The organism is Pseudoduganella danionis (assembly GCF_009720775.1).
Lineage (GTDB): Bacteria > Pseudomonadota > Gammaproteobacteria > Burkholderiales > Burkholderiaceae_D > Rugamonas > Rugamonas danionis.
Window position 1 is genome coordinate 167,770 of record NZ_WNKW01000002.1, and the last position, 20,508, is coordinate 188,277.

16 protein-coding genes and 1 other RNA gene are annotated in these 20,508 nt (G+C 57.1%); 10 read left to right on the forward strand and 7 right to left on the reverse strand.

The features are described 5' to 3' along the window. Positions 1-10: 10 nt before the first annotated feature. The 6 genes from GM655_RS08975 to GM655_RS09000 form a co-directional block, all read right to left on the reverse strand. The gene (locus GM655_RS08975; RefSeq protein WP_155434341.1) at positions 11-499 is read right to left on the reverse strand and encodes a hypothetical protein; all 489 of its coding nucleotides are present in this window, start codon (positions 497-499) and stop codon (positions 11-13) included. 166 nt (positions 500-665) lie between these two features. Beyond that, positions 666-1,565 carry an RNA polymerase sigma factor RpoH gene (gene rpoH, locus GM655_RS08980; RefSeq protein ID WP_155434342.1) on the reverse strand — a complete coding sequence of 300 codons (900 nt, stop codon included), beginning with the start codon at positions 1,563-1,565 and terminating at the stop codon, positions 666-668. 294 nt (positions 1,566-1,859) lie between these two features. After that, positions 1,860-2,780 carry a permease-like cell division protein FtsX gene (ftsX, locus tag GM655_RS08985; protein ID WP_155434343.1) on the reverse strand — a complete coding sequence of 307 codons (921 nt, stop codon included), beginning with the start codon at positions 2,778-2,780 and terminating at the stop codon, positions 1,860-1,862. Beyond that, a complete protein-coding gene (gene ftsE, locus GM655_RS08990; RefSeq protein ID WP_155434344.1) occupies positions 2,777-3,433 on the reverse strand; it encodes a cell division ATP-binding protein FtsE in 657 nt (218 codons plus the stop codon). Before ftsE ends, ftsX begins: the two co-directional genes overlap by 4 nt. A 15-nt stretch (positions 3,434-3,448) precedes the next feature. Then, the gene (ftsY, locus tag GM655_RS08995; RefSeq protein WP_155434345.1) at positions 3,449-4,510 is read right to left on the reverse strand and encodes a signal recognition particle-docking protein FtsY; all 1,062 of its coding nucleotides are present in this window, start codon (positions 4,508-4,510) and stop codon (positions 3,449-3,451) included. Positions 4,511-4,612: 102 nt separating this feature from the next. Next, positions 4,613-5,545, reverse strand: coding sequence for a MerR family transcriptional regulator (locus GM655_RS09000; protein WP_155434346.1), 933 nt, complete (start codon positions 5,543-5,545; stop codon positions 4,613-4,615). Between the two features lie 1,034 nt (positions 5,546-6,579). On the opposite strand from GM655_RS09000, the gene GM655_RS09005 reads away from it, so the two are divergent. Together GM655_RS09005 and GM655_RS09010 are read left to right on the forward strand one after the other, a co-directional pair. Beyond that, entirely contained in the window at positions 6,580-7,656 is a 1,077-nt protein-coding gene (locus GM655_RS09005; protein ID WP_155434347.1) for a porin, read from the forward strand. Between the two features lie 85 nt (positions 7,657-7,741). Beyond that, positions 7,742-8,350 carry a hypothetical protein gene (locus GM655_RS09010; RefSeq protein ID WP_229632482.1) on the forward strand — a complete coding sequence of 203 codons (609 nt, stop codon included), beginning with the start codon at positions 7,742-7,744 and terminating at the stop codon, positions 8,348-8,350. Between the two features lie 6 nt (positions 8,351-8,356). Here GM655_RS09010 and GM655_RS09015 read toward each other — a convergent pair whose 3' ends face one another. Further along, positions 8,357-10,060 carry a thiamine pyrophosphate-binding protein gene (locus tag GM655_RS09015; protein ID WP_155434348.1) on the reverse strand — a complete coding sequence of 568 codons (1,704 nt, stop codon included), beginning with the start codon at positions 10,058-10,060 and terminating at the stop codon, positions 8,357-8,359. 181 nt (positions 10,061-10,241) lie between these two features. Here GM655_RS09015 and rnpB point away from each other — a divergent pair. The 8 genes from rnpB (at position 10,242) to cas7c (ending at position 20,498) form a co-directional block, all read left to right on the forward strand. Continuing rightward, an RNA gene (gene rnpB, locus GM655_RS09020) (RNase P RNA component class A) lies at positions 10,242-10,608 on the forward strand. A gap of 63 nt (positions 10,609-10,671) precedes the next feature. Next, complete coding sequence (gene glpK, locus GM655_RS09025) at positions 10,672-12,177, forward strand: glycerol kinase GlpK (RefSeq protein WP_155434349.1); 1,506 nt, start codon at positions 10,672-10,674, stop codon at positions 12,175-12,177. Between the two features lie 37 nt (positions 12,178-12,214). Beyond that, on the forward strand, positions 12,215-13,522 hold the full coding sequence (locus tag GM655_RS09030; RefSeq protein WP_155434350.1) for a glycosyltransferase: 1,308 nt from the start codon (positions 12,215-12,217) through the stop codon (positions 13,520-13,522). A 318-nt stretch (positions 13,523-13,840) separates the two neighbouring features. Further along, a complete protein-coding gene (locus GM655_RS09035) occupies positions 13,841-14,839 on the forward strand; it encodes a helix-turn-helix transcriptional regulator (RefSeq protein ID WP_155434351.1) in 999 nt (332 codons plus the stop codon). A 57-nt stretch (positions 14,840-14,896) separates the two neighbouring features. Then, on the forward strand, positions 14,897-17,116 hold the full coding sequence (locus tag GM655_RS09040; protein ID WP_155434352.1) for a CRISPR-associated endonuclease Cas3'': 2,220 nt from the start codon (positions 14,897-14,899) through the stop codon (positions 17,114-17,116). Between the two features lie 48 nt (positions 17,117-17,164). Continuing rightward, the gene (cas5c, locus tag GM655_RS09045) at positions 17,165-17,842 is read left to right on the forward strand and encodes a type I-C CRISPR-associated protein Cas5c (protein ID WP_155434353.1); all 678 of its coding nucleotides are present in this window, start codon (positions 17,165-17,167) and stop codon (positions 17,840-17,842) included. Continuing rightward, the gene (gene cas8c, locus GM655_RS09050; protein ID WP_155434354.1) at positions 17,839-19,608 is read left to right on the forward strand and encodes a type I-C CRISPR-associated protein Cas8c/Csd1; all 1,770 of its coding nucleotides are present in this window, start codon (positions 17,839-17,841) and stop codon (positions 19,606-19,608) included. The genes cas5c and cas8c overlap by 4 nt, the downstream gene beginning before the upstream one ends. Next, a complete protein-coding gene (gene cas7c / locus GM655_RS09055) occupies positions 19,605-20,498 on the forward strand; it encodes a type I-C CRISPR-associated protein Cas7/Csd2 (protein ID WP_155434355.1) in 894 nt (297 codons plus the stop codon). The genes cas8c and cas7c overlap by 4 nt, the downstream gene beginning before the upstream one ends. Positions 20,499-20,508: the final 10 nt, after the last annotated feature.

A 20,508-nucleotide genomic window follows, 5' to 3' on the forward strand; every position in this document is an offset into this window, starting at 1 on the left:
CTTACTCGGGTTAGGATGAAGGTGCGTTGCTCACCCTTAAGCTTACCCGATAATTCGGCGTGATTTCATCTTTTGCCGGGGCCGCTTGCGGCTCCAGCCCTGTCAGCGTGATGGTCCAGCCCTGTTCCGTGATGCTCGGGCGGGCATTCGGCATGTTGTCAGACAGCACAAACTGGCTCGTGCTGCCGTCCGTTCCTGTCAGGATAAAGCTGTAGCTGATGTAGCCGGCCCAGACGCACACCATGCCTGTGCGACAGCGGCTATCGTTGACGCGTTCCAGTTTTAGCTGGGCGACTGGCGCGCCTTCGCTGGCAGCGTTGGGGCTGGCGATGCTGCCCAGCACGATGCTGCCGCCCTGGGTGAGCACCACCTCGCGCGTAATGGGCAGCGCGGGTGTGCCAGCGGCACGCCCGAGCTGGCCGCTACACGCGTACAGCAGGGCCATGCAGGCCGTCAGCACGGGCAGGATCACGAGCTGCCGGAGTATGCTGGATTTCATGGGAATACCTCAAAACCTCGAACGCAAGCCATCATGCGGCGCGACACATGATCAGCTTAACAAAAACACCATAGATGGGGCGCACGCTACGCCTGAGCGCAGCGTGCCACGAAAAAAAAACAGCCGCGCGGGGGAACCGGCGGCTGTTCGGTGCTGCGGAACTGGCTTACACGTAATCGGCCAGTGCACCTTTCATTTTCTTCAGCGCCGCTACTTCGATCTGGCGGATCCGCTCGGCGGACACGCCGAACTCGTCGGCCAGCGCATGCAGCGTGGCGCCACTGCCATCATCGTTGGCCAGCCAGCGCGCTTCGACGATGCGGCGCGAGCGCGCATCAAGTTTGGCCAGCGCCTGTTCCAGACCTTCGGAATGCAAACGGGTGACCTGTTCCGCTTCCAGCACGCGGGTCGGTTCGCTGGCTTCCGAGGACAGGTAGGCGATCGGTGCGAACTTGTCGTCTTCGTCGTCGCTCGGCGATTCCAGCGCGATATCGCGGCCGCTCAGACGGGTTTCCATCTCGATCACTTCTTCGCGCTTCACATCCAGCGTCTGTGCCAGTTGGTCGATCTGGGCCGGGCTCATGGCATCGAGCCCCGTTTTGTGGCTGCGCAGATTGAAGAACAGCTTGCGCTGGGCCTTGGTGGTGGCCACTTTGACCAGACGCCAGTTCTTCAGGATGTACTCATGCATCTCGGCTTTAATCCAGTGCATCGCATACGACACCAGACGCACGCCCTGATCGGGATCGAAGCGCTTGACGGCCTTCATCAGACCGATGTTGCCTTCCTGAATCAGGTCAGCGTGCGGCAGGCCGTAGCCCAGATAGCCACGCGCGATGGACACCACCAGACGCAGGTGCGACAGCACCAGCTCCTGTGCGGCGGCCAGATCATTGTGTTCTTTCAGACGCTTGGCGAGCGAGGTTTCCTCGTCATGGCTCAGCATCGGCAGACGGTTGACGGCCGAAATGTAGGCATCGATATTGCCTAGATTACCAGTGAATCCCAGTCCCAAGGCGCGATTGGTGACCGGTACCAGAGCAGTCGGTGCGGACATCGTAGTCATATTCATTCCTTAGTGGTGAGTGCGTCTTAGCTATGTATTCGTATTGCTTGGTTGCTGTAGAGAACTCATTTTGCCCTACAGTCGATATATATTAGCACTCTCTGCCGTTGAGTGCCAATCACTGCCAATTTATCGCATTGATAGCAAAAAAGCTATAGTAAAAATCAAGAACAGTCGCTGGTGCAAGGAAGAGAATGCGCGCCGGATCTTAGGGCGGACTTAATACGGCACAGGGTAGGAGCGGAAGGGGAGAGCGTCCGTGCGGGGCCGCACGGACGCGAGCGCAAGCAGCGCCTAGTTCATGCGCGACAGGTGGCGCTGTACGGACAGCATGGCGCCCAGCAGGCCCAGGCCGGCGGACAGCGCCAGCAAGCCGGCCATGGCCAGCGGCGGCAGCGGGGTAAGCTGGAATTCCGACGCATACAGGCGGGCAAATTCGGCGATGGCCTGATTCAGCGGGTGCAGTGCCAGGGCCACGGCGCCCAGCGCTACGCCGCCGGCGCACAGGCCAAGCAGGGCGCCCGTGTAGAAGAAGGGGCGGTGGATGAAGTTATCGGTAGCGCCGATCAGCTTGCAGACGAGGATTTCCTCGCGCTGGGTCAGCACCTGCAGGCGTATGGTATTGAAAATCACGGCTACCACGACCGTGCCCAGCGTGGCGGCCAGGATCAGCAGGGCCAGCCGCAGCACATTGATCAGCGCGGCCAGCCGCTTGACCCAGGCTGAATCGACCTGCACGGATTCCACTGCGGGCAGGTTGCGGAGCTGTTCGGCCAACTGGTCCACATCGCCGCCGGCCTGTGCATTGCGGAACGCATCGATCTTGATGACATAGCTATCAGGCAGCGGGTTTTCGCCGAGCGTGGTCAGCACATCGGCCAGACCGTTTTTGTCGCGTAGTTGCTCGAGCGCCTTTTCGCGCGGAGTGAAGATGATCTTGGCCTGCTTGTCCTTGACGGCCTGCCGCAGCGCAGAAGCCAGTGCCTGAGCCTGTTCGCGCGGGGTATCCTGACGCAGGAATACGCTGACTTCGGGATCGACCGATAGCTGTTCCGACATGGGGCGCACATTGTCGAGCAGGGTGACGCCGGCAAACGGCAGCGCCAGCGCGATCGCGACGACGAGGATGTTGAACAGGAAACCGCCGGGCGAACGGCGCAGGTGCACCAGTGCCGCGCCCAACGCATAACGGTGTTGGCGTAACCAGTTGGTCATGCTGCGCCCTCCAGTTGGCCGTGGTTGAGGTGGATGACGCGGGCGGCTGCATCGAGCATCTGCTCATCGTGACTGGAAATAATGCAGGTCACGCCCACGGAATTAAATGCTTTCAGCGCGTCGAGCACGCGGTTGGCGCTGGCGCGGTCCAGATTGGCCGTGGGTTCGTCGGCCAGTATTAGCTGGGGACGGTTGACGATCGCGCGCGCGATCGAAACGCGCTGCTGCTCGCCGCCCGACAGCGACAGCGGCTGGGCATCGGCGCGTTCGTCCAGCCCGACTTTTTCCAGTGCGGCGCGGGCGCGGGTTTCCGCTTCCTTGTGCGAGGCGCCGGCCACTAGCAGGGGCAGCATCACATTGGCCAGGATGCTGCGGTCCGTCAGCAGGCGCTGCTGCTGGAAAATCAGGCCCAGATTGCGCCGCAGCGAAGGAATCGCGGCCGGGCGGATGCGCGAAATATCGGTGCCGTTGATCAGCACCTGACCGCTGCTGGGGCGCTCGATGGCGGCGATCATTTTGAGCAGCGTGGATTTGCCGGCGCCGGAAGGGCCGGCCAGAAACACCAGCTCGCCCTTGGCCACCGTGAAAGACACGTCGTGCAGCGCGTAAGTATCAGTGGAATATTGTTTGGAAACGTTGCGGAATTCGATCATGGAACGGTTATCCGGTCATTCACCCAGTAAAGCATCGACAAATTCGGCCGCCACGAAGGGCTGCAGATCCTCTATCTTCTCGCCTATGCCGATGAAGTAGACCGGTACAGGACGCACGCGCGCGATGGCGGCCAGCACGCCGCCTTTGGCCGTGCCATCGAGCTTGGTAATGATCAGCCCGGTCAGATGCAGCGCATCGTCGAAAGCTTTTACCTGCGCCAGCGCATTCTGCCCCGTATTGCCATCGATCACCAGCAGAGTTTCATGGGGCGCGCCTTCCATGCCCTTGCCCAGCACGCGCTGGACTTTCTTCAGTTCTTCCATCAGGTGCAACTGGGTCGGCAGGCGGCCGGCCGTATCCACCATCACCACATCGTGGCCACGGGCTTTGCCCGACTGCACGGCATCGAAGGCCACGGCAGCCGGATCGCCGGAAGCTTGCGAAATGACCGTAATGTTATTGCGCTGGCCCCAGACCATCAACTGTTCGCGCGCAGCCGCGCGGAAAGTGTCGCCGGCAGCCAGCAGCACCGACTGGTGGTGGGTCTGCATATGCTTGGCCAGCTTGCCGATGGTGGTGGTCTTGCCGGCGCCATTCACGCCCGCGATCATCATCACCATGGGCTGGTGGCGGCCCAGTTCGAATGGACGTTGCAGCGGCAGCAGCAGTTCCACCAGCAACTGTTTCAGCGCCGCTTTCACGGCCGCGGCATCGAGCAGCTTGTCCTGCTTGACCTTCTGCTTGAGTGCGTCGAGCAGATAGGTGGTCGCTTCCACGCCGGCATCGGACATCAGCAGCGCCGCTTCGAGTTCATCGTACAGATCGTCATCGATCTTGGCGCCGACAAACAGGATGGACAGATTCGAGGACGTTTTGGACAGGCCCGCTTTCAGGCGCGCCATCCACGACTGGCGCGGTGCGGGCTCTTCTACCAGCAGCGGTGCAGCGGCGGCCGGGTCGGAAACGGATGGGGTAGCTGCGCCCGCCGGTGCGGGAGCAGGTACAGCGGTCGCTGCAGCAGCAGGAGTAATCGCCTCGGGTGGCGTGACGGGTTTTTTCTTGAAGAAACTAAACATGGGCAGGTGGTTACGGGCGCTTCAAGCGGAGGCTGGCTGGGCCAGCCACTAGGAAACGCCTATTCTACCAGAGCCCTACAGCGATTTCGCCCACCGGCTCGCTTAGCGCGGGTGGCGCTGGCGCCAGTCGGCAATGGCGCTCTGTAGTTCATTGAGTGCAAACACGCGTACATACGGCGGGCGGCGACGTTTCAGCGCGACATTGCTGCCGCCAGCCCACAGTTCGGCATGGCCGCCCAGGCGGGTATGCAGTTCGGCCAGACCGTCGAGCGCCTGGCGCGCATTCATGGCGACCGAGAACGACAGCGCAATGATGTCGACGCGCTGGGCCTGTGCTGCTTCGACGATGTCGATCAGCGGGGTCTGCACACCCAGCGAGATGCAGTGGGCCCCTTCGGCCACGCACATGGCTTCGGCCATCAGCAGGCCCAGCCCGTGGCGTTCCTGCGGCAGCGTGGTCAGCATGATGCGCGGCGCACCATGGCTGTTGCCGTTGGCCTGGGGCATGGCAAAGATGGCGCTGCGCATGACTACCGTCAGCGATTCCGTGTACAGATGTTCTTCGAAGGTGGCCAGCATGCCGCTGGCCCAGGCTTCGCCTACCAGCGAGGTGAGCGGGGCGACCAGATCAATCACAAAGCTTTTCAGCCCCATCATCAGCAGCGCCTGCGACAGCTTGCGCCGCAGTGCTTCCATCTGGTGGCTCTTGCACAGGTCGATGTAGCCCTGCAGTTCGGGCGGCGCCACACTGGTGGTTTTGACGCTGGTAGCCTGTCCCGTGAGAGCGCGCAGTTCGTCAGCACTGTGCTGGATGATTTTGCTGGGGCGGTAGCCGAGATCGATCAGCCGCTTCACCAGACGCAGCTTCTGCACCTGGTCTTGCGGGTAGATGCGTTCGCCATTAGGGTCGCGCAATGGCTGAGGGAAGGCATAGCGGCGTTCCCATACACGCAAAGTCTCCTTGGCAACGCCGGTGTCGCGTTCCACGTCACTAATTGTGCTCAGTGCAAGTGGTGTATTTTCTCTATTAATCATCAGGCTACAGCGGCCACTTTTTTCGATGGCCGCAAGGGTTGGCACAGGGTCCGGGTGCACAACGCGCAGAGTCACGCCGGATAACGCGACCTGCATTCTACATTCGATTTATGAACGCAAGTATGGCACGCGGCTCACCGCTTGTCTGTGCGCACATACAGAAAACAGCTTGTCCACGACATGCTTGAGACAGTCCTGACGAATCATCTGATTCTGCCAGTTGCAGAAATTTTGTCATAGACAAAATATTTTTCTCAGGAAAGTTTATCAAATGACTGATAACTGTTGTTTTTAGTTCTTACTTTCTCAATGAAACTGACTTATATCTACACATTTCGCGATTTTGCGCAATATTTCTGAGTGTTTATGTTGCGCCAATGTGACAAGTAGCAATTACTTACAAATTGCTGATGCGGCGCAACAGCTTGCAGAGTGGACTGAATTTCATTCAGCAATATTGTGATTTTTCATGAATATAGTTGGTGTTGCCTCATATTTCCCCGTTGAAATCGCCGAATTTTCTGCGGAGTTGTAAGCTTATTACCAATTAGTTGAGGTCGTTGACAGCAGACTCCGGTATAAAATGTCATGGTTAATAGCAAATGTAGCTATTTTCACTTGGTCCGACAACGATGTCCGAACCGCGAGGCGAGGGCAGTTTGCAAGGAAGAAATCGGGCGGAGAAACCGGGCTAGTTGGCTCTGTCGGCAGGAAATATTGCGATGCGGTAAAATGCTGGCGTTTTGAAATTCTGCCAAGAGTAACAAAAGGCAATTTTGCCTGTGTGACTCTTGATAGACAAACAAAGCATCAGTATAGTGCCGCCTCCGGCGCGCAAGCGCGCTGCGATAAAGCCAGCGGCGACCGTATCGGCCGCATTTAAGTGAACGCGTCACGTACCCCGCGACGCAAAGTGGCAGCTGGGGAGTTTGCCCTCACAAATACACGGCGCCTCATGTGGCGTCGATAAGCACCGAACATGCCGTAATACTAGCTTTACCTATTTACAGCAACACAACTGAAGGAAACACGTTATGAAAAAATCCCTTATCGCCTTGGCCGTCCTGAGCGCAACCAGCGCTGCAGCCTTCGCCCAATCGAACGTCACCATCTACGGTATCGTTGATGCCGGTCTGGTGAGCGAGCGCGGCGGCGTAGCCAACACCACCAAAGTTTCCAGCGGCGTAGGCGCAGCCTCCCGTCTGGGCTTCAAAGGTACGGAAGATCTGGGCGGTGGTCTGAGCGCTGTCTTCGTGCTGGAATCGGGCATCAAAGCTGACACCGGCGAATCCGACGTTGCTGGTTCGATCGCTAACCGTCAATCCTACGTTGGTCTGAAATCGACCACCGCTGGTACCCTGACCCTGGGTCGTCAGTACACCCCTTACTACGAGTCCGTACGTGACGTAGCTGATCCATTCGCTATGGGCTACGCTGGTACCGCTAAAAACCTGTTCGGCGTGGCTGGCAACAACACCCGTAACAGCAATGCCATCGTTTACCAGTCGCCAGTAGTTGAAGGCTTCGTAGGCGAAGTGTCGTACAGCGTTGGCGAGCAAGCTGGCGATGCATCGGCTCAGCGTCAAATCGGTGCCTACATTGGTTACGCTAACGGTCCTCTGAACGTGCGCGTTGCTCACAATGCCCGTAACAACGACCTGCCAGCATCGAAGCTGAGCACCGACGTTGGCCACAACACCCTGATCGCCGCTAACTACGACTTCGCAGTTGTTAAAGCTTACGCTGCTTTCAGCAAAGACAAGGGCACCAACAGCTCGGCTCTGGGTAACACCGGCAACCCATTCGGCTACACCGTTGCTCCAGTGGCGTCGAAAGACAGCACCGTTGCTCTGATCGGTCTGACCGCACCAGTGGGCCCAGCAGGCACCCTGATGGCTTCGTACACCCGTAAGAACGACAAAGAAGTAGCGAACCGTGACGCTGACCAGTGGGCAGTGGGTTACTCCTACGCTCTGTCGAAACGCACCAGCACCTACGTTTCGTACGCTAAGATCCACAACAAAAACGGCGCCAGCTACACCGTTGGTAACAACGCTGAATCCGGTACCGGTGACAAAGCCTTCAACGTGGGCGTACGTCACTCGTTCTAATCTGATCTGATCAGGTAGAATCATCAACGGCTGCCTCGTGCAGCCGTTGTTCATTTCTGCGCCCGATTTCGGATCACCTTCATTTTTGTTGAAAGCCCCTACCATGCTGCTGTCGCGCCGCGCCCTCATCGCCAGTTCTCTGCTACTGGCGTCGTTTGCCGTACTGGCGGCGCCCAAGCTGGCGCGCAAGCCGGCTGCACAGGTGCTACCACGTTACGGCATGCTGGTGTTTTCCGATCTGTGCATCAGTCCCGAGAACGGCGAATTCGGCGGCCAGCGCATTACGCTGCAGCGCTTCGCCGAAGTCGATACGGTGCTGTACGAATATACGGCCGGTGGCCTGAGCTGGCCCGTGGTGGCCAGCGAAGTGGTGATCGATCCGCGTGGCCGCCAGTTCTATTTCACGGTGCAGCCGCCCGACGAGGAAGAGCGCACCATACGCGGCACGCTCAGTGATGATGGCAAGGCGCTGGTGCTCGACGGCAGTTACTGCAATGACCCGAAAGTGCCGATGAAGCTGGCGCGCGTGACGGATTTCGGCCGTGCGGCCGGCACTTGCCGCGTCTGTCCGGCGCCGAAAAATCCGCCGCCGGCCGAAGCGGAACCGGCGCAGCCGCAGCCAGAGCCACAGCCGTCCTTGCCGCCGCAGCCCTTGCAGAAAATCGAGGCTGGCCGCACTACCGCCAGCCTCTAGACCGGCTTATTTTGCGGCCTGGGCTTTCAGGGCGTTGCTGCGGATGGTCTCCAACGTGGCACCCGGCGTAATCAGGTTGCCGTCATAGCGCAATTCGATCACGGCCGGCAGGTTCTGGCTGCGCGCAAACGCCAGCGAACGTTCCAGCGCGGGCGCAAACGCGGCCGTCGTTTCCACCACTTCACCATGGCCGCCATAGGCTGCAGCCAGTGCGGCAAAGTCGGGATTGTGCAACTGGGTGCCCGAGACGCGGCCCGGATAGTGCAGCTCCTGATGCATGCGGATGGTGCCGAACATGCCATTGTTGAACACGATGATGACCACGCCGGCACGGTATTGCACGGCCGTGGCCAGTTCCTGACCGTTCATCATGTACTCGCCGTCGCCGGCAAACGTAATCACGGTGCGATCTGGATCAATTATTTTGGCGGCCACACCGGCCGGTACGCTATAGCCCATGGCGCCGCTGGTCGGTGCGAGCTGGGTGCGCATGCCGCCATAGCGGTGGAAGCGGTGTGCCCAGGTGGCGTAGTTGCCGGCACCGTTGGTGATGATGGTATCGGCCGGGGTGAGCTGGTCCAGTTGCTGCACCAGCTGCCATAGATCAAGTGGTGCTTTGCCATCCTGGAATATCGGCGGCTGTTGCTGCCATGCGGCCAGATCGGCCTTGGCCGCAGCCACGCTGTCGCGCCACGCGCTGCTGTCGACAGGCGTCATGGCAGCCAGCATGGCGGCCATCTGCGGCATGCCGCTGTTAATCATCAACTGGGCCTGATACACGCTGCCCAGTTCTTCTGTGTCAGCATGCACATGCACCAGTTGCTGGCGCGGCACGGGTGCCTCGATCAGGCTGTAGCCGCCTGTGGTCATTTCGCCGAGGCGCGGGCCAATCGCGATCAGCACATCGGCTTCGCGCACGCGCGCGGCCAGTTTCGGGTTGATGCCTATGCCTACGTCGCCGACATAGTTGGGGTGGGCGTTGTCGAGCAGGTCCTGGAAGCGGAAGGCGCAAGCGACAGGCAGGTGGTTGGCTTCGGCGAAGCGCTGCAGGTCGGCGCAGGCGGCCGGCGTCCAGCCACCGCCACCGAGCAGTACCAGCGGCTTCTTGGCGCCGGCCAGCAGGCCGCGCAGCTGTTCGATCTGGCTGGCCGCTGGCGCGGCTTGCACCGGCTGGTAGCCGCGCGTGTCGGCCACACTGGCCATGGAAGTCAGCATGTCTTCCGGCAGGGCCAGTACCACCGGACCGGGCCGGCCGCTGGTGGCGATCTGGAACGCGCGGGCGATGTATTCCGGTACGCGATCGGCACGGTCGATCTGGGCTACCCATTTGGCCATCTGGCCATACATGCGACGGTAGTCGATTTCCTGGAAGGCTTCGCGGTCGACGAAGTCATTGCCTACCTGGCCGATGAACAGAATCATCGGGCTGGAATCCTGAAACGCCGTGTGCACGCCTATCGAGGCATTGGTGGCGCCGGGGCCGCGCGTGACGAAGCAGATGCCGGGCTTGCCCGTCATCTTGCCGTAGGCGTCGGCCATGAAGGCGGCGCCGCCTTCCTGCCGGTTGATAATGAAGCGGATGCCGGAATCGTGCAGGGCATCGAGTACGTCCAGATAGCTTTCGCCGGGTACGCCGAAAGCCATGTCTACGCCGTGGATCTTCAGGGCATCGACCAGAATCTGGCCGCCGGTACGGGATGGGAGGGTCATTGCTTGCCTTTGCGATCTTATAAGTCTGGGTTCGGGTGGGCCAGACGGGTGTCAGGATGTCAGCCATTCTACGGCGCAGCCCGAAGCACGGCTTTTCTAATGGCGACACCAAATTTCAGATTTCTGGCACGACGGGGCTGCCGGTGGCATGGGGTAGGCGGCAACTGGTACAATAGCGCCCGAAGCAAGCCAGACAGCCGCTGGTCAGCGCGTAATGCCTGACGGGAGGAAGGTCCGGACTCCATAGAGCGGGGTGACGGTTAACGGCCGTCCGTTGAAAGCCTGCTGTGCCGTACCGGTACTTGTACTGGTGCGGAACAGGGGTATAAGGCGAGGAATAGGGCCACAGAGACGAGCGTATTAAGTTACGGTGAAACGCGGTAACCTCCACCTGGTGCAATTCCAAATAGGCACGCGATGATGTGGCTCGCGGAGCGTGCGGGTAGGAAGCTTGAGCGCCGGAGTAATCCGGCGCCTAGAGGAATGGCTGTCATAGCGCAGGTTCGCCTGTGCCGTAACAAAATCCGGCCTATCGGCTTGCTTCAACTAATTTACAGTGCGCGGCTGGAGCGCCGACGGCGTGCAGCACGACGCCTACGGGGACGATGCCGATGAAACACTACATACTGGCCCTCGATCAGGGCACGACCAGCTCGCGCGCGATCCTGTTCGATCGCGCCGGTCAGATCTGCGCCAGCGCCGCGCAGGAATTTCCCCAGCATTTCCCCCAGTCCGGCTGGGTGGAACACGACCCCAACGAAATCTGGAATAGCCAGCTCACGGTAGCGCGCAAAGTGCTGCACGAGCATGGCGTGAGCGGCGCGCAGATCGCTGCGATCGGCATTGCCAACCAGCGCGAGACCACGCTGGTGTGGGACCGCAAGAGCGGCGAGCCGATCGCCCCTGCCATCGTCTGGCAGGACCGCCGTACGGCTTATCTGTGCCAGCAACTGCGCGCGGCCGGCAAGGCCAAGCTGATCGCCGATGCCTCGGGGCTGGAACTGGATGCCTATTTTTCCGCCACCAAGCTCAAATGGCTGCTCGACCACGTGCCCGGCGCACGCGAGCGGGCCAGGCGTGGTGCGCTGGCCTTCGGCACCATCGATAGCTGGCTCACTTATAAGCTGACCGGCCAGCACGTGACGGACGTCAGCAATGCCTCGCGCACCATGCTGTTCAATATACACCTGATGCGCTGGGACAGCGATCTGCTGCACCTGTTCGATATTCCCGAAGAATTGCTGCCGCAAGTAGTGTCGTCCAGCGAGGAAGTGGGCACCACCCATGCCGCGCTGTTCGGCGCCGAGATTCCCGTGGCCGGCATCGCCGGCGACCAGCAGGCCGCCACCTTCGGTCAGGCCTGCATGACCCCCGGCATGGTGAAAAACACTTATGGCACGGGCTGTTTCATGCTGATGCATCTGGGCCGCCATCCGGTGGCCTCGCACAACCGCCTGCTGACCACCGTGGGCTGGCGCGTCGATGGCGCTACCGACTATCTGCTGGAAGGCAGCGTGTTCATGGGCGGCGCTACCGTGCAGTGGCTGCGTGACGGGCTGGGCATCATCAGTAAATCGTCGGATGTGGAGGTACTGGCGGCCAGCGTGCCCGATAGCGGCGGCGTGTACATGGTGCCGGCCTTCGTCGGCCTCGGTGCGCCGCACTGGGACCCGTATGCGCGCGGCACGCTGGTGGGCCTGAGTCGCGGCAGCAACCGTGGCCATATCGCGCGCGCCGCGCTGGAAGCGATTGCCTACCAGAGCGCCGAGCTGATGGCCGCCATGCAGAAAGATGTGGCGGCCGCGCACCGGCAGATACCGCTGACGGAAGTGCGGGCCGATGGTGGTGCCGCCTGCAATAATATGCTGATGCAGTTCCAGGCCGACCTGCTCGGCGTGCCCGTGATCCGGCCTACCGTGACGGAAACCACGGCACTTGGCGCCGCCTATCTGGCCGGACTGGCCGTGGGCTACTGGGAGACCCAGGATGAAATCCGTGCCCAGTGGCGCTGCGAGCGGCGCTTCGAGCCGGCCATGCCGGAGCAGCGCCGGCTTGAATTGATGGGCCAGTGGCAGCGCGCGGTCGAACGTTCGCGCGGCTGGGAACTGCCGGCCTGACCTACTTCTTTCCAGTCTCTCTAATAGATCGATCGCCATGTCCAGCAGCACCAACTTCGATAGCTCCAAACCGCTGGTCATCGTTGCCGCCAGCGGCACGGGTGGTGATATGTATCCTTTCATCACGCTGGCACGCGGCCTGCAGGCGCGTGGCCATCAGGTGCTGATGCTGGCGCCGGCCTTCCATGCCGCACTGGTGGCCCAAGCAGGCCTGCCATGCCGGAGTTTTTCCACACCGGCAGCGTTCCAGAGCATGCTCGCTAATCCGGCCCTGTGGGATGAACGGCGCGGCTGGGGGGTACTGTGGAACGGGCTGGTGCCGTATCTGGACGCGCTGCGCGAGCTGGTACGTCAGCTACCGGCCCAGCAGCAATGCGTGGTGCTCAGTCATCCTATCCTGCTGCCGATGGCCGATCTGGCCCGCTCGGTGCGGGCTGACTTGCGCATAGTCGGGGCCTATCTGGCACCGTCCAATCTGTGCAGCAGTCATGACATGCTGTGCGCCGGTTCGCTAACCGTGCCGCGCTGGGTGCCGCTGGGCTGGCGTCAGGGTTTGTGGAGCTTGATCCACCAGCACATGATAGATCCGCTCATGCTGCCCGGCCTGAATGCGCGCCGCAACCAGCATGGTATGGTACCGGTGTCGCACTTCTTCGAACATATGTTCGAGGTGCCCGATGTCTCGCTGGGGCTGTTCCCCGAATGGTTTGCCGCGCCTCAGCCGGACTGGCCGCAGGGCTGGCTGTGCAGCGGCTTCGTGCAGGATGAAACGACGGTGGCGACAGCGCTGGCGCCCGAGCTCGAGCAGTTTCTGGCGGCGGGCACAGCGCCCGTGCTGTTCACGCCCGGTACCGGGCACCAGCATGCGGCCGAGTATTTCGCTGCGGCGTTGCAAGCCTTGCAGCGTCTCGGACGGCGCGGCCTGCTGGTCACGTCGCACGCGACCCAGTTGCCGGCCGTGCTGCCGCCCGGTGTAATGGCGCTGGCGCAAGCGCCATTCCATGCGCTGCTGCCACGGGTGGCCGCGATCGTCCATCACGGCGGCATAGGCACCACAGCCGAAGCTTTGCGTTGCGCCACACCGCAGTTAATCGTACCGTTTGCCTATGACCAGTTCGATAACGGCCTGCGCGCGCGCCAGCTAGGCGTGGCGGACGTGCTGCTGGCCAAGCGCCTGTCGGCGCGCGGCTTGCAGCAGCGCCTACAGCATCTGCTGACGGCGCCGCAGGTGGCGCAGGCCTGCCAGACGCAAGCCCGTCAGTTAAAGGCAGAAGCGTCAATGCCACAATTGCTGACACAAGTTGAGCTTGCTCTGTTCCCTATCTTAACGTCGCAACAGATCTAATCACATTAGGCCGTCTAATTTATGTCGTAATAGTTATCTGGACCGCCAAAGAAAGTCGATTCGATTTTACGGATGCAGATCAATTGTAATCAGAGCGTTACCGGCATCTGGCAGGCTAATGGTAAATTCAACAACGGATTTCCCAATCTTTGCTACGACTTATCTACATTTTGTTGTTGGTTATAGATAATTAAATTTCCACAATTTCTAAAAGTTAAGTAATATTATTGCAATAATCATTATGCAATCCTTTGGGGGGATTACCTTCCAAGTGGCGAGTATTTGATTTTTCGCTTTAATTTTAGTTCTTACTTAACTATGAATCGTACGGAACGGATCTATAAGATTGAGCGCCTCCTGCGTGACAGGGGGACAGTTAGCCTCGATGTGTTTCTGCACGAGTTAGAGGTTTCTAAGGCGACTTTTAAGCGCGACCTAGAATATTTGCGCGATCGATTTAATGCGCCCATCGTGTGGGACCGCGAGGTGTCCGCATATCGACTGCAGAAAATAAGTAGTGAAACCAAGTTTGAACTGCCGGGACTTTGGTTCAGCGCTGCGGAAGTTCATGCGCTATTAACGATGCAGCAGCTGTTGACCAGTCTGGGACCTGGCTTATTGACGCCGCACATTACCCCTCTACTTGATCGGCTAGGCAGCATTCTCGACCATAGCTCGTATTCAGTCGAAAATCTGGCACGTCGCATTCGAATTCAGAAGCTGAATGCTCGCCATTATGAGCCTGAACATTTTCCTCCAGTTGCGGCTGCAGTTTTAATGCGCCAACGGCTGAGAATTGAGCACTATAACCGCTCAAAAAATGCCTCGACATCCCGCGAAATTTCACCGCAGCGGTTGAATCATTATCAGGAAAACTGGTACTTGGATGCTTGGTGCCATCTGCGGAATGATCTAAGACGATTTGCGCTGGATTCTTTACAGTCTGTACGCGTTTTGCCTGAAACCGCATTAGATGTACCTGAGAAAGATATCCAGAAAGCGCTCGATGGTGGCTATGGGATTTTCTCGGGACCAGAACAGCGCTGGGCTCAATTGATGTTTCTCAATGAACGGGCGCGCTGGGTCAGCAAAGAAACCTGGCACCCAGAACAAAAAGGTCATTTTGATGAAGCTGGAAATTACCACCTGACGGTTCCGTACAGCGATACACGCGAATTAGTGATGGACATAATGCGGCACATACCTGAAGTGCAGGTAATTGCCCCGCAGGATTTATGCGAACAAGTACAACGCCAACTGAAAAAAGGTTTGGAGCAATTTAGGACAGGCTCATCCTATGAGCCTAGCGCTCTGTAGCATCTGCAACATCGATTAACCATAGCGCTCAGGCAAGCAGAATATTTATCCTGAAAAATGTCCACTTACTATGCCCACTCCACTGCAAAATCCGATAAAGCGGATTGGCAAATACTGAGCGATCACTTGCAATCAGTGGGGGATCTTGCTGCAAAGTTCGCCAGGCACTTCAGCGCCGATGAGCTGGCGCGAGTTGCTGGCGTTCTGCATGATCTGGGTAAGTACACTGAAGAATTTCAGCGTCGACTATGCGGCGACGCTGGCCCTGTTGACCATTCTACCTGGGGGGCGAAAGTAGCTTGTGAGCGTTATGGCGCGTTCGGTAAATTGTTGGCGTACGGAATTGCAGGCCATCATGCTGGCCTAGCCAACGGACGTGATTCGGGGGAGCGTACGGCACTGGCAGACCGATTGAGATCGGATCTACCTGCACTACAGCCTGACTGGCGCGAGGAGATTGATCTGCCGCCAGAAGGAAAATTATCCCATCCTCAGAAGTTTCGGGTAAAAAAGGGGCGCGGGCAGTTTCAGTTGTCATTCTTGTGCCGGATGATATTTTCCTGCCTGGTTGATGCGGACTATCTTGACACTGAAGCCTACTATGATCGTATCGAATCTCGCTCCCCAAGGCGTGCAGCAGAAATGCCTGACCTGAAAATGCTGCGAGATCGACTTGATGTCCATTTATCTGGCTTTAAACAAGATACTCCGGTGAATCGCCTACGCGGCGAGATTCTGCGGCACGTGCGTGCTGAGGCGTCGCTGATTCCCGGATTGTTCTCGTTGACGGTACCAACTGGCGGGGGCAAGACGTTAGCGTCGCTCGCCTTCGCGCTGGATCATGCGATTGCACATGGTCTTGATCGCATTATCTATGTCATCCCATTCACTAGCATAGTCGAGCAAACAGCGGCGGTTTTTCGTCAAGTACTCGGAGATTATGCAGACGTTGTGTTGGAGCACCATGGTTCATTTATTGATGATCCTACTCAAAATGCAGAAGCAAAAAAGAAGCTTCAGCTTGCAATGGAAAATTGGGACAGGCCGATAATTGTTACGACCGCCGTGCAATTCTTCGAAAGTTTATTTGCCGCTAGACCAGCGGCTTGCCGCAAGCTGCATAACATCGCGGGAAGTGCCGTCATTCTCGACGAAGCGCAGACGCTTCCTCTGAAATTGCTGAAGCCCTGCATTGCTGCAATAGACGAGCTAGCGCTGAATTATCAGACCAGTGTCGTGTTGTGTACGGCAACCCAGCCAGCACTAAAAGAAGATGCCATGACGGATGGCTTATCGAATGTGCGTGAATTGGCACCGGAGCCCAAGCGGTTATTCGATGCATTAAAGCGAGTGCAGATCAGACACGTCGGAATTTTGAGTGATTTGCAATTAGCGCAGCGCATCCAGCAAAGCTCACAGGCTCTTTGCATTGTTAATAATCGACGTCACGCCCGTGCCTTATATGATCTGATTTCGCCTTTGCCGGGTGCGCGCCATCTCTCTACGCTGATGTACCCCAAACATCGTAGTGCAGCACTTGCAGAAATTCGTAGCTTGCTTCGCGCCGGCGAGCCTTGCCGACTAATTTCGACTTCGTTGATTGAGGCCGGTGTCGACATTGACTTCCCTTGTGTATTTCGTGCGGAAGCTGGTCTTGACTCTATTGCTCAAGCGGCGGGACGGTGTAATCGGGAGGGGCGCCGCCCCTTGGAAGAAAGCGAACTTCAGATTTTTAATCCGGAGAATGCTGACTGGGTGCCGCCAGCTGAACTGAAGCAATATGCACAGGCTGCCCGGGAGGTATTACGGCAACATAGTCACGATCCGTTGAGTCCAGCGGCGATTGAAAGTTATTTCCGCCTGCTTTATTGGCAGAAGGGAGAACGTGAACTAGACGCCTACAACTTGCTGGAACAAATCCACGCTGGTGGGCTCGACGGTTTTCCATTCGAGATATTGGCGCAAAAGTTCCGCATGATCGAGAGTATTCAGATGCCGGTAATTATCCCAGCGGATGAAGAAGCCCGTGCAGTGATCGAGCATCTAGCGTCAGCTTTCGGGACGCCGCGCGAGGCGCGGCGGCTGCAGCCTTACACCGTTCAAGTTCCACGTCAGGCGTTTCTTGCATTGCGTTCTACGGGGGCGATACAGCCAATTAACGAGGAGCGCTATGGTTTGCAATTTGTCCAGTTGTTGAATAGCGACCTTTATCATCAAGAGTACGGCTTGCACTGGGAGGACCCCAGCTTTATTCAGAGCGAGAGATTGTGCTGGTAATCAGGCGAAGGTTATTGGTACACGGAGCAAAAAATTAATGGAGGATACATGACTTTTGGAGTTCGATTGTTGGTGTGGGGGGAGCGTGCCTGTTTCACCCGTCCCGAAATGAAAGTGGAGCGTGTTTCTTATGACGTCATTACGCCGTCTGCAGCACGCGGCATCCTCGAGGCGATACATTGGAAACCGGCAATTCGCTGGGAGATCGACCGAATTAAAGTGCTGAAGCCAATACGGTTTGAAACCATACGGCGCAATGAAGTCGGGAGCAAACTCTCGTCAGTGAGTATCGCCAAGGCTAGTAAAGCCGGACGTACGGATACTCTGCTGACTTTCGTGGATGAAGATCGACAGCAACGGGCGGCGACCATATTGCGTGATGTTGCCTATGTTATTGAGGCACATTTCGAAATGACGAATAAAGCCGAGGCGGCGGATTCAATTGGGAAACATCTGGATATATTTACCCGTCGTGCCAGGAAAGGACAGTGCTTTCATGCACCCTGTCTAGGAGTGCGGGAATTCGCAGCTAATTTTCAATTAGTCGAGGCCGAAGCAGAGTTGCCCGAAGCCGATCCAGTTCATCTCGGTAAGAGTATTGATCTCGGATGGATGTTACATGACATTGATTTTGCCAACGACATGACGCCACATTTTTTCCGTGCGCAGATGACGGATGGATTGATCGCTGTTCCTAAGTTCATGCCGCGTGAGGTGCGAACATGATTCTGGGAGAGCTTAATCGGTACTACCAATCTATGGCTGAAAGTGGCAAGGTGCCACTATTTGGTTTCAGTCAGGAGAAAATTAGCTATGCATTGATTTTGTCCCCTGACGGCATGCTGGTTGATGTGCAGAACATTCAAGACACTTCAGGTAAGAAGGTTCACCCTAAAGTCATGGAAGTGCCGCAACCACCCAAACGGGCCTCGAATATATCCCCTTGTTTTTTGTGGGATAAGTCGAGCTATGTGCTAGGCGTAAGTGAAAAAGGGGAAGTGCGTACAGCGCAGGAGCATGCAGCTTTCAAGGCTATGCATCTGGCGATACTGGCGGGAGTCGATGAACCTGCGCTATTGGCACTTCGAAAATTCTTGGAAAATTGGGTTCCAGAGAATTTCTGTAGTCCTTTATTCAGTGACGAAATGCGGGATGCAAATTTCGTTTTCCGATTGGATGGTGAGCATATTTACATCCATCAGAATTCTGTAGCGCGAATGTTAAGGGCAAAGTTACTCGCCGATGCGCAGGTTCAGGAAGGGGTATGTCTGGTGACTGGTGAAACGATGCCCTTGGCACGTCTGCATCCATCGATTAAAGGCGTGAATGGGGCACAGAGTGCTGGTGCCTCGATCGTGTCATTCAATCTTGAATCCTTTAGGTCATACGGGAAGGAGCAGGGAGACAATGCACCGATTTCCGAAGCGGTTGCTTTTTCTTATACCACCATACTGAATTATTTGCTGCGTCGCGACGAACATAATCGGCAGCGCATACAGATAGGCGATACCACCGTTGTGTTCTGGGCCAGGGCAGCGCGTGCAAGTGCATGCGCGCAGGCAGAATCGATTTTTGCGGATTTACTGAATCCGCCGAGCGACGATGTGCAGGAAACAGCAAAGTTGCGTACGGTACTTGATGCGATAAGCGCAGGCACAGCGCTCAAGGAGCTGGGGCTAGACCTCGATGATGATACCGAATTATTTGTGCTTGGATTGGCGCCGAACTCATCACGTTTGTCGATCCGGTTCTGGTTATACGGCAGTCTGGAATTGTTTGCAAGGCGTATTGCAGAGCACTTCAAAGACCTTGAGATTTCCCCCCTACCTTGGCGGACTCCGCCTGCTATCTGGCGCTTGCTGCACGCGACCGTTCCTGTGCGTGATGGGAAGACTCGATCTGAAGATATTGCTCCCCAGTTGGCTGGCGATATCGCGCGGGCGGTGCTCGGAGGTGGCCGCTACCCACGTAGTTTGCTGGCAAATCTCATTATGCGTATGCGCAGTGACGGGGATGTGTCCGGCATACGAATCGCATTGTGTAAAGCAATCTTGGTCCGCGATAAGCGGCTAGGTGTTCATGGAATTAACGAGGAGATTAGTGTGAGTCTTGATCTAGAAAATTGTAATCCCGGTTATCGGTTGGGGAGGTTATTTGCCGTGCTGGAGGATGCTCAACGCCATGCCGTCGGAACACATGTGAATGCAACGATACGTGATCGTTTTTTTGGTGCAGCATCAGCAACTCCAGCGACGATTTTCCCGGTTCTAGTCCGTAGTTCGCAGAATCACTTGAGTAAGCTTCGTAAAGAAAAGCCCGGACTTGCAGTGGTTCTGGAGCGTGAAATTGGCGAGATCATTGGCGGGTTGGGCAGTGATTTTCCTCGGAGTTTGCGTCTAGAAGATCAGGGCCGCTTTGCTATTGGCTACTACCAGCAGACTAACTCTCGCTTTAATCGTAATGTTGAAACTGAAAAGGGAATTGAAAAATGAGCGCTATCGCTAATCGGTATGAGTTTGTCTATTTGTTCGATGTGACGAATGGTAATCCCAATGGGGATCCTGACGCTGGCAACATGCCACGGCTTGATCCTGAAACGAATCAGGGCCTTGTCACTGACGTCTGTCTCAAGCGCAAGATCCGTAATTACGTCACGCTTGAAAAAGATGGTGGCGAGGGTTATGCGATCTACATGCAAGAAAGAGCGATTCTTAATAATCAGCATGAGCTGGCATGGAAGGCTTTGGAGATTCCGGCAGATGCTAAGGACGGCTATAAAAAGCTGCCCAAAGACGCTGCAAAAGCGAAAGAATTGACAGACTGGATGTGCCAGAATTTCTTCGATGTACGAACTTTTGGTGCAGTAATGAGCACGGGCGTAAATTGTGGACAGGTACGCGGCCCTATCCAAATGGCATTTGCTACGTCAATTGATCCTGTCGTGCCTATGGAAATTTCGATTACGCGTATGGCCGTTACCACTGAAAAGGAAGCCGAAGATCAGAGTGGTGCCAATCGTACTATGGGCCGTAAGCATATTATTCCTTATGGCTTGTATCGCGCACATGGCTATATTTCGGCCAAGCTTGCAGAACGTACTGGTTTTTCAGATGCCGATCTTGAGCTCTTGTGGCGTAGCCTGATAAATATGTTTGAGCACGATCACGCGGCAGCGCGTGGTGAAATGTCAGCGCGAAAATTAATCGTCTTTAAACATGAAAATGTGATGGGCAATGCTCCGTCTCATGTGCTGTTCGATGCTGTTAAGGTGCAGCGTGTGAAAGGCGAAGCGAACACACCGGCCCGCAGCTTTGCTGATTACCAGGTAACTGTTGATGTTGCTGCAGTGCCTGCCGGTGTAAATGTTACCGATCTGATTTAATTAAGTCTGG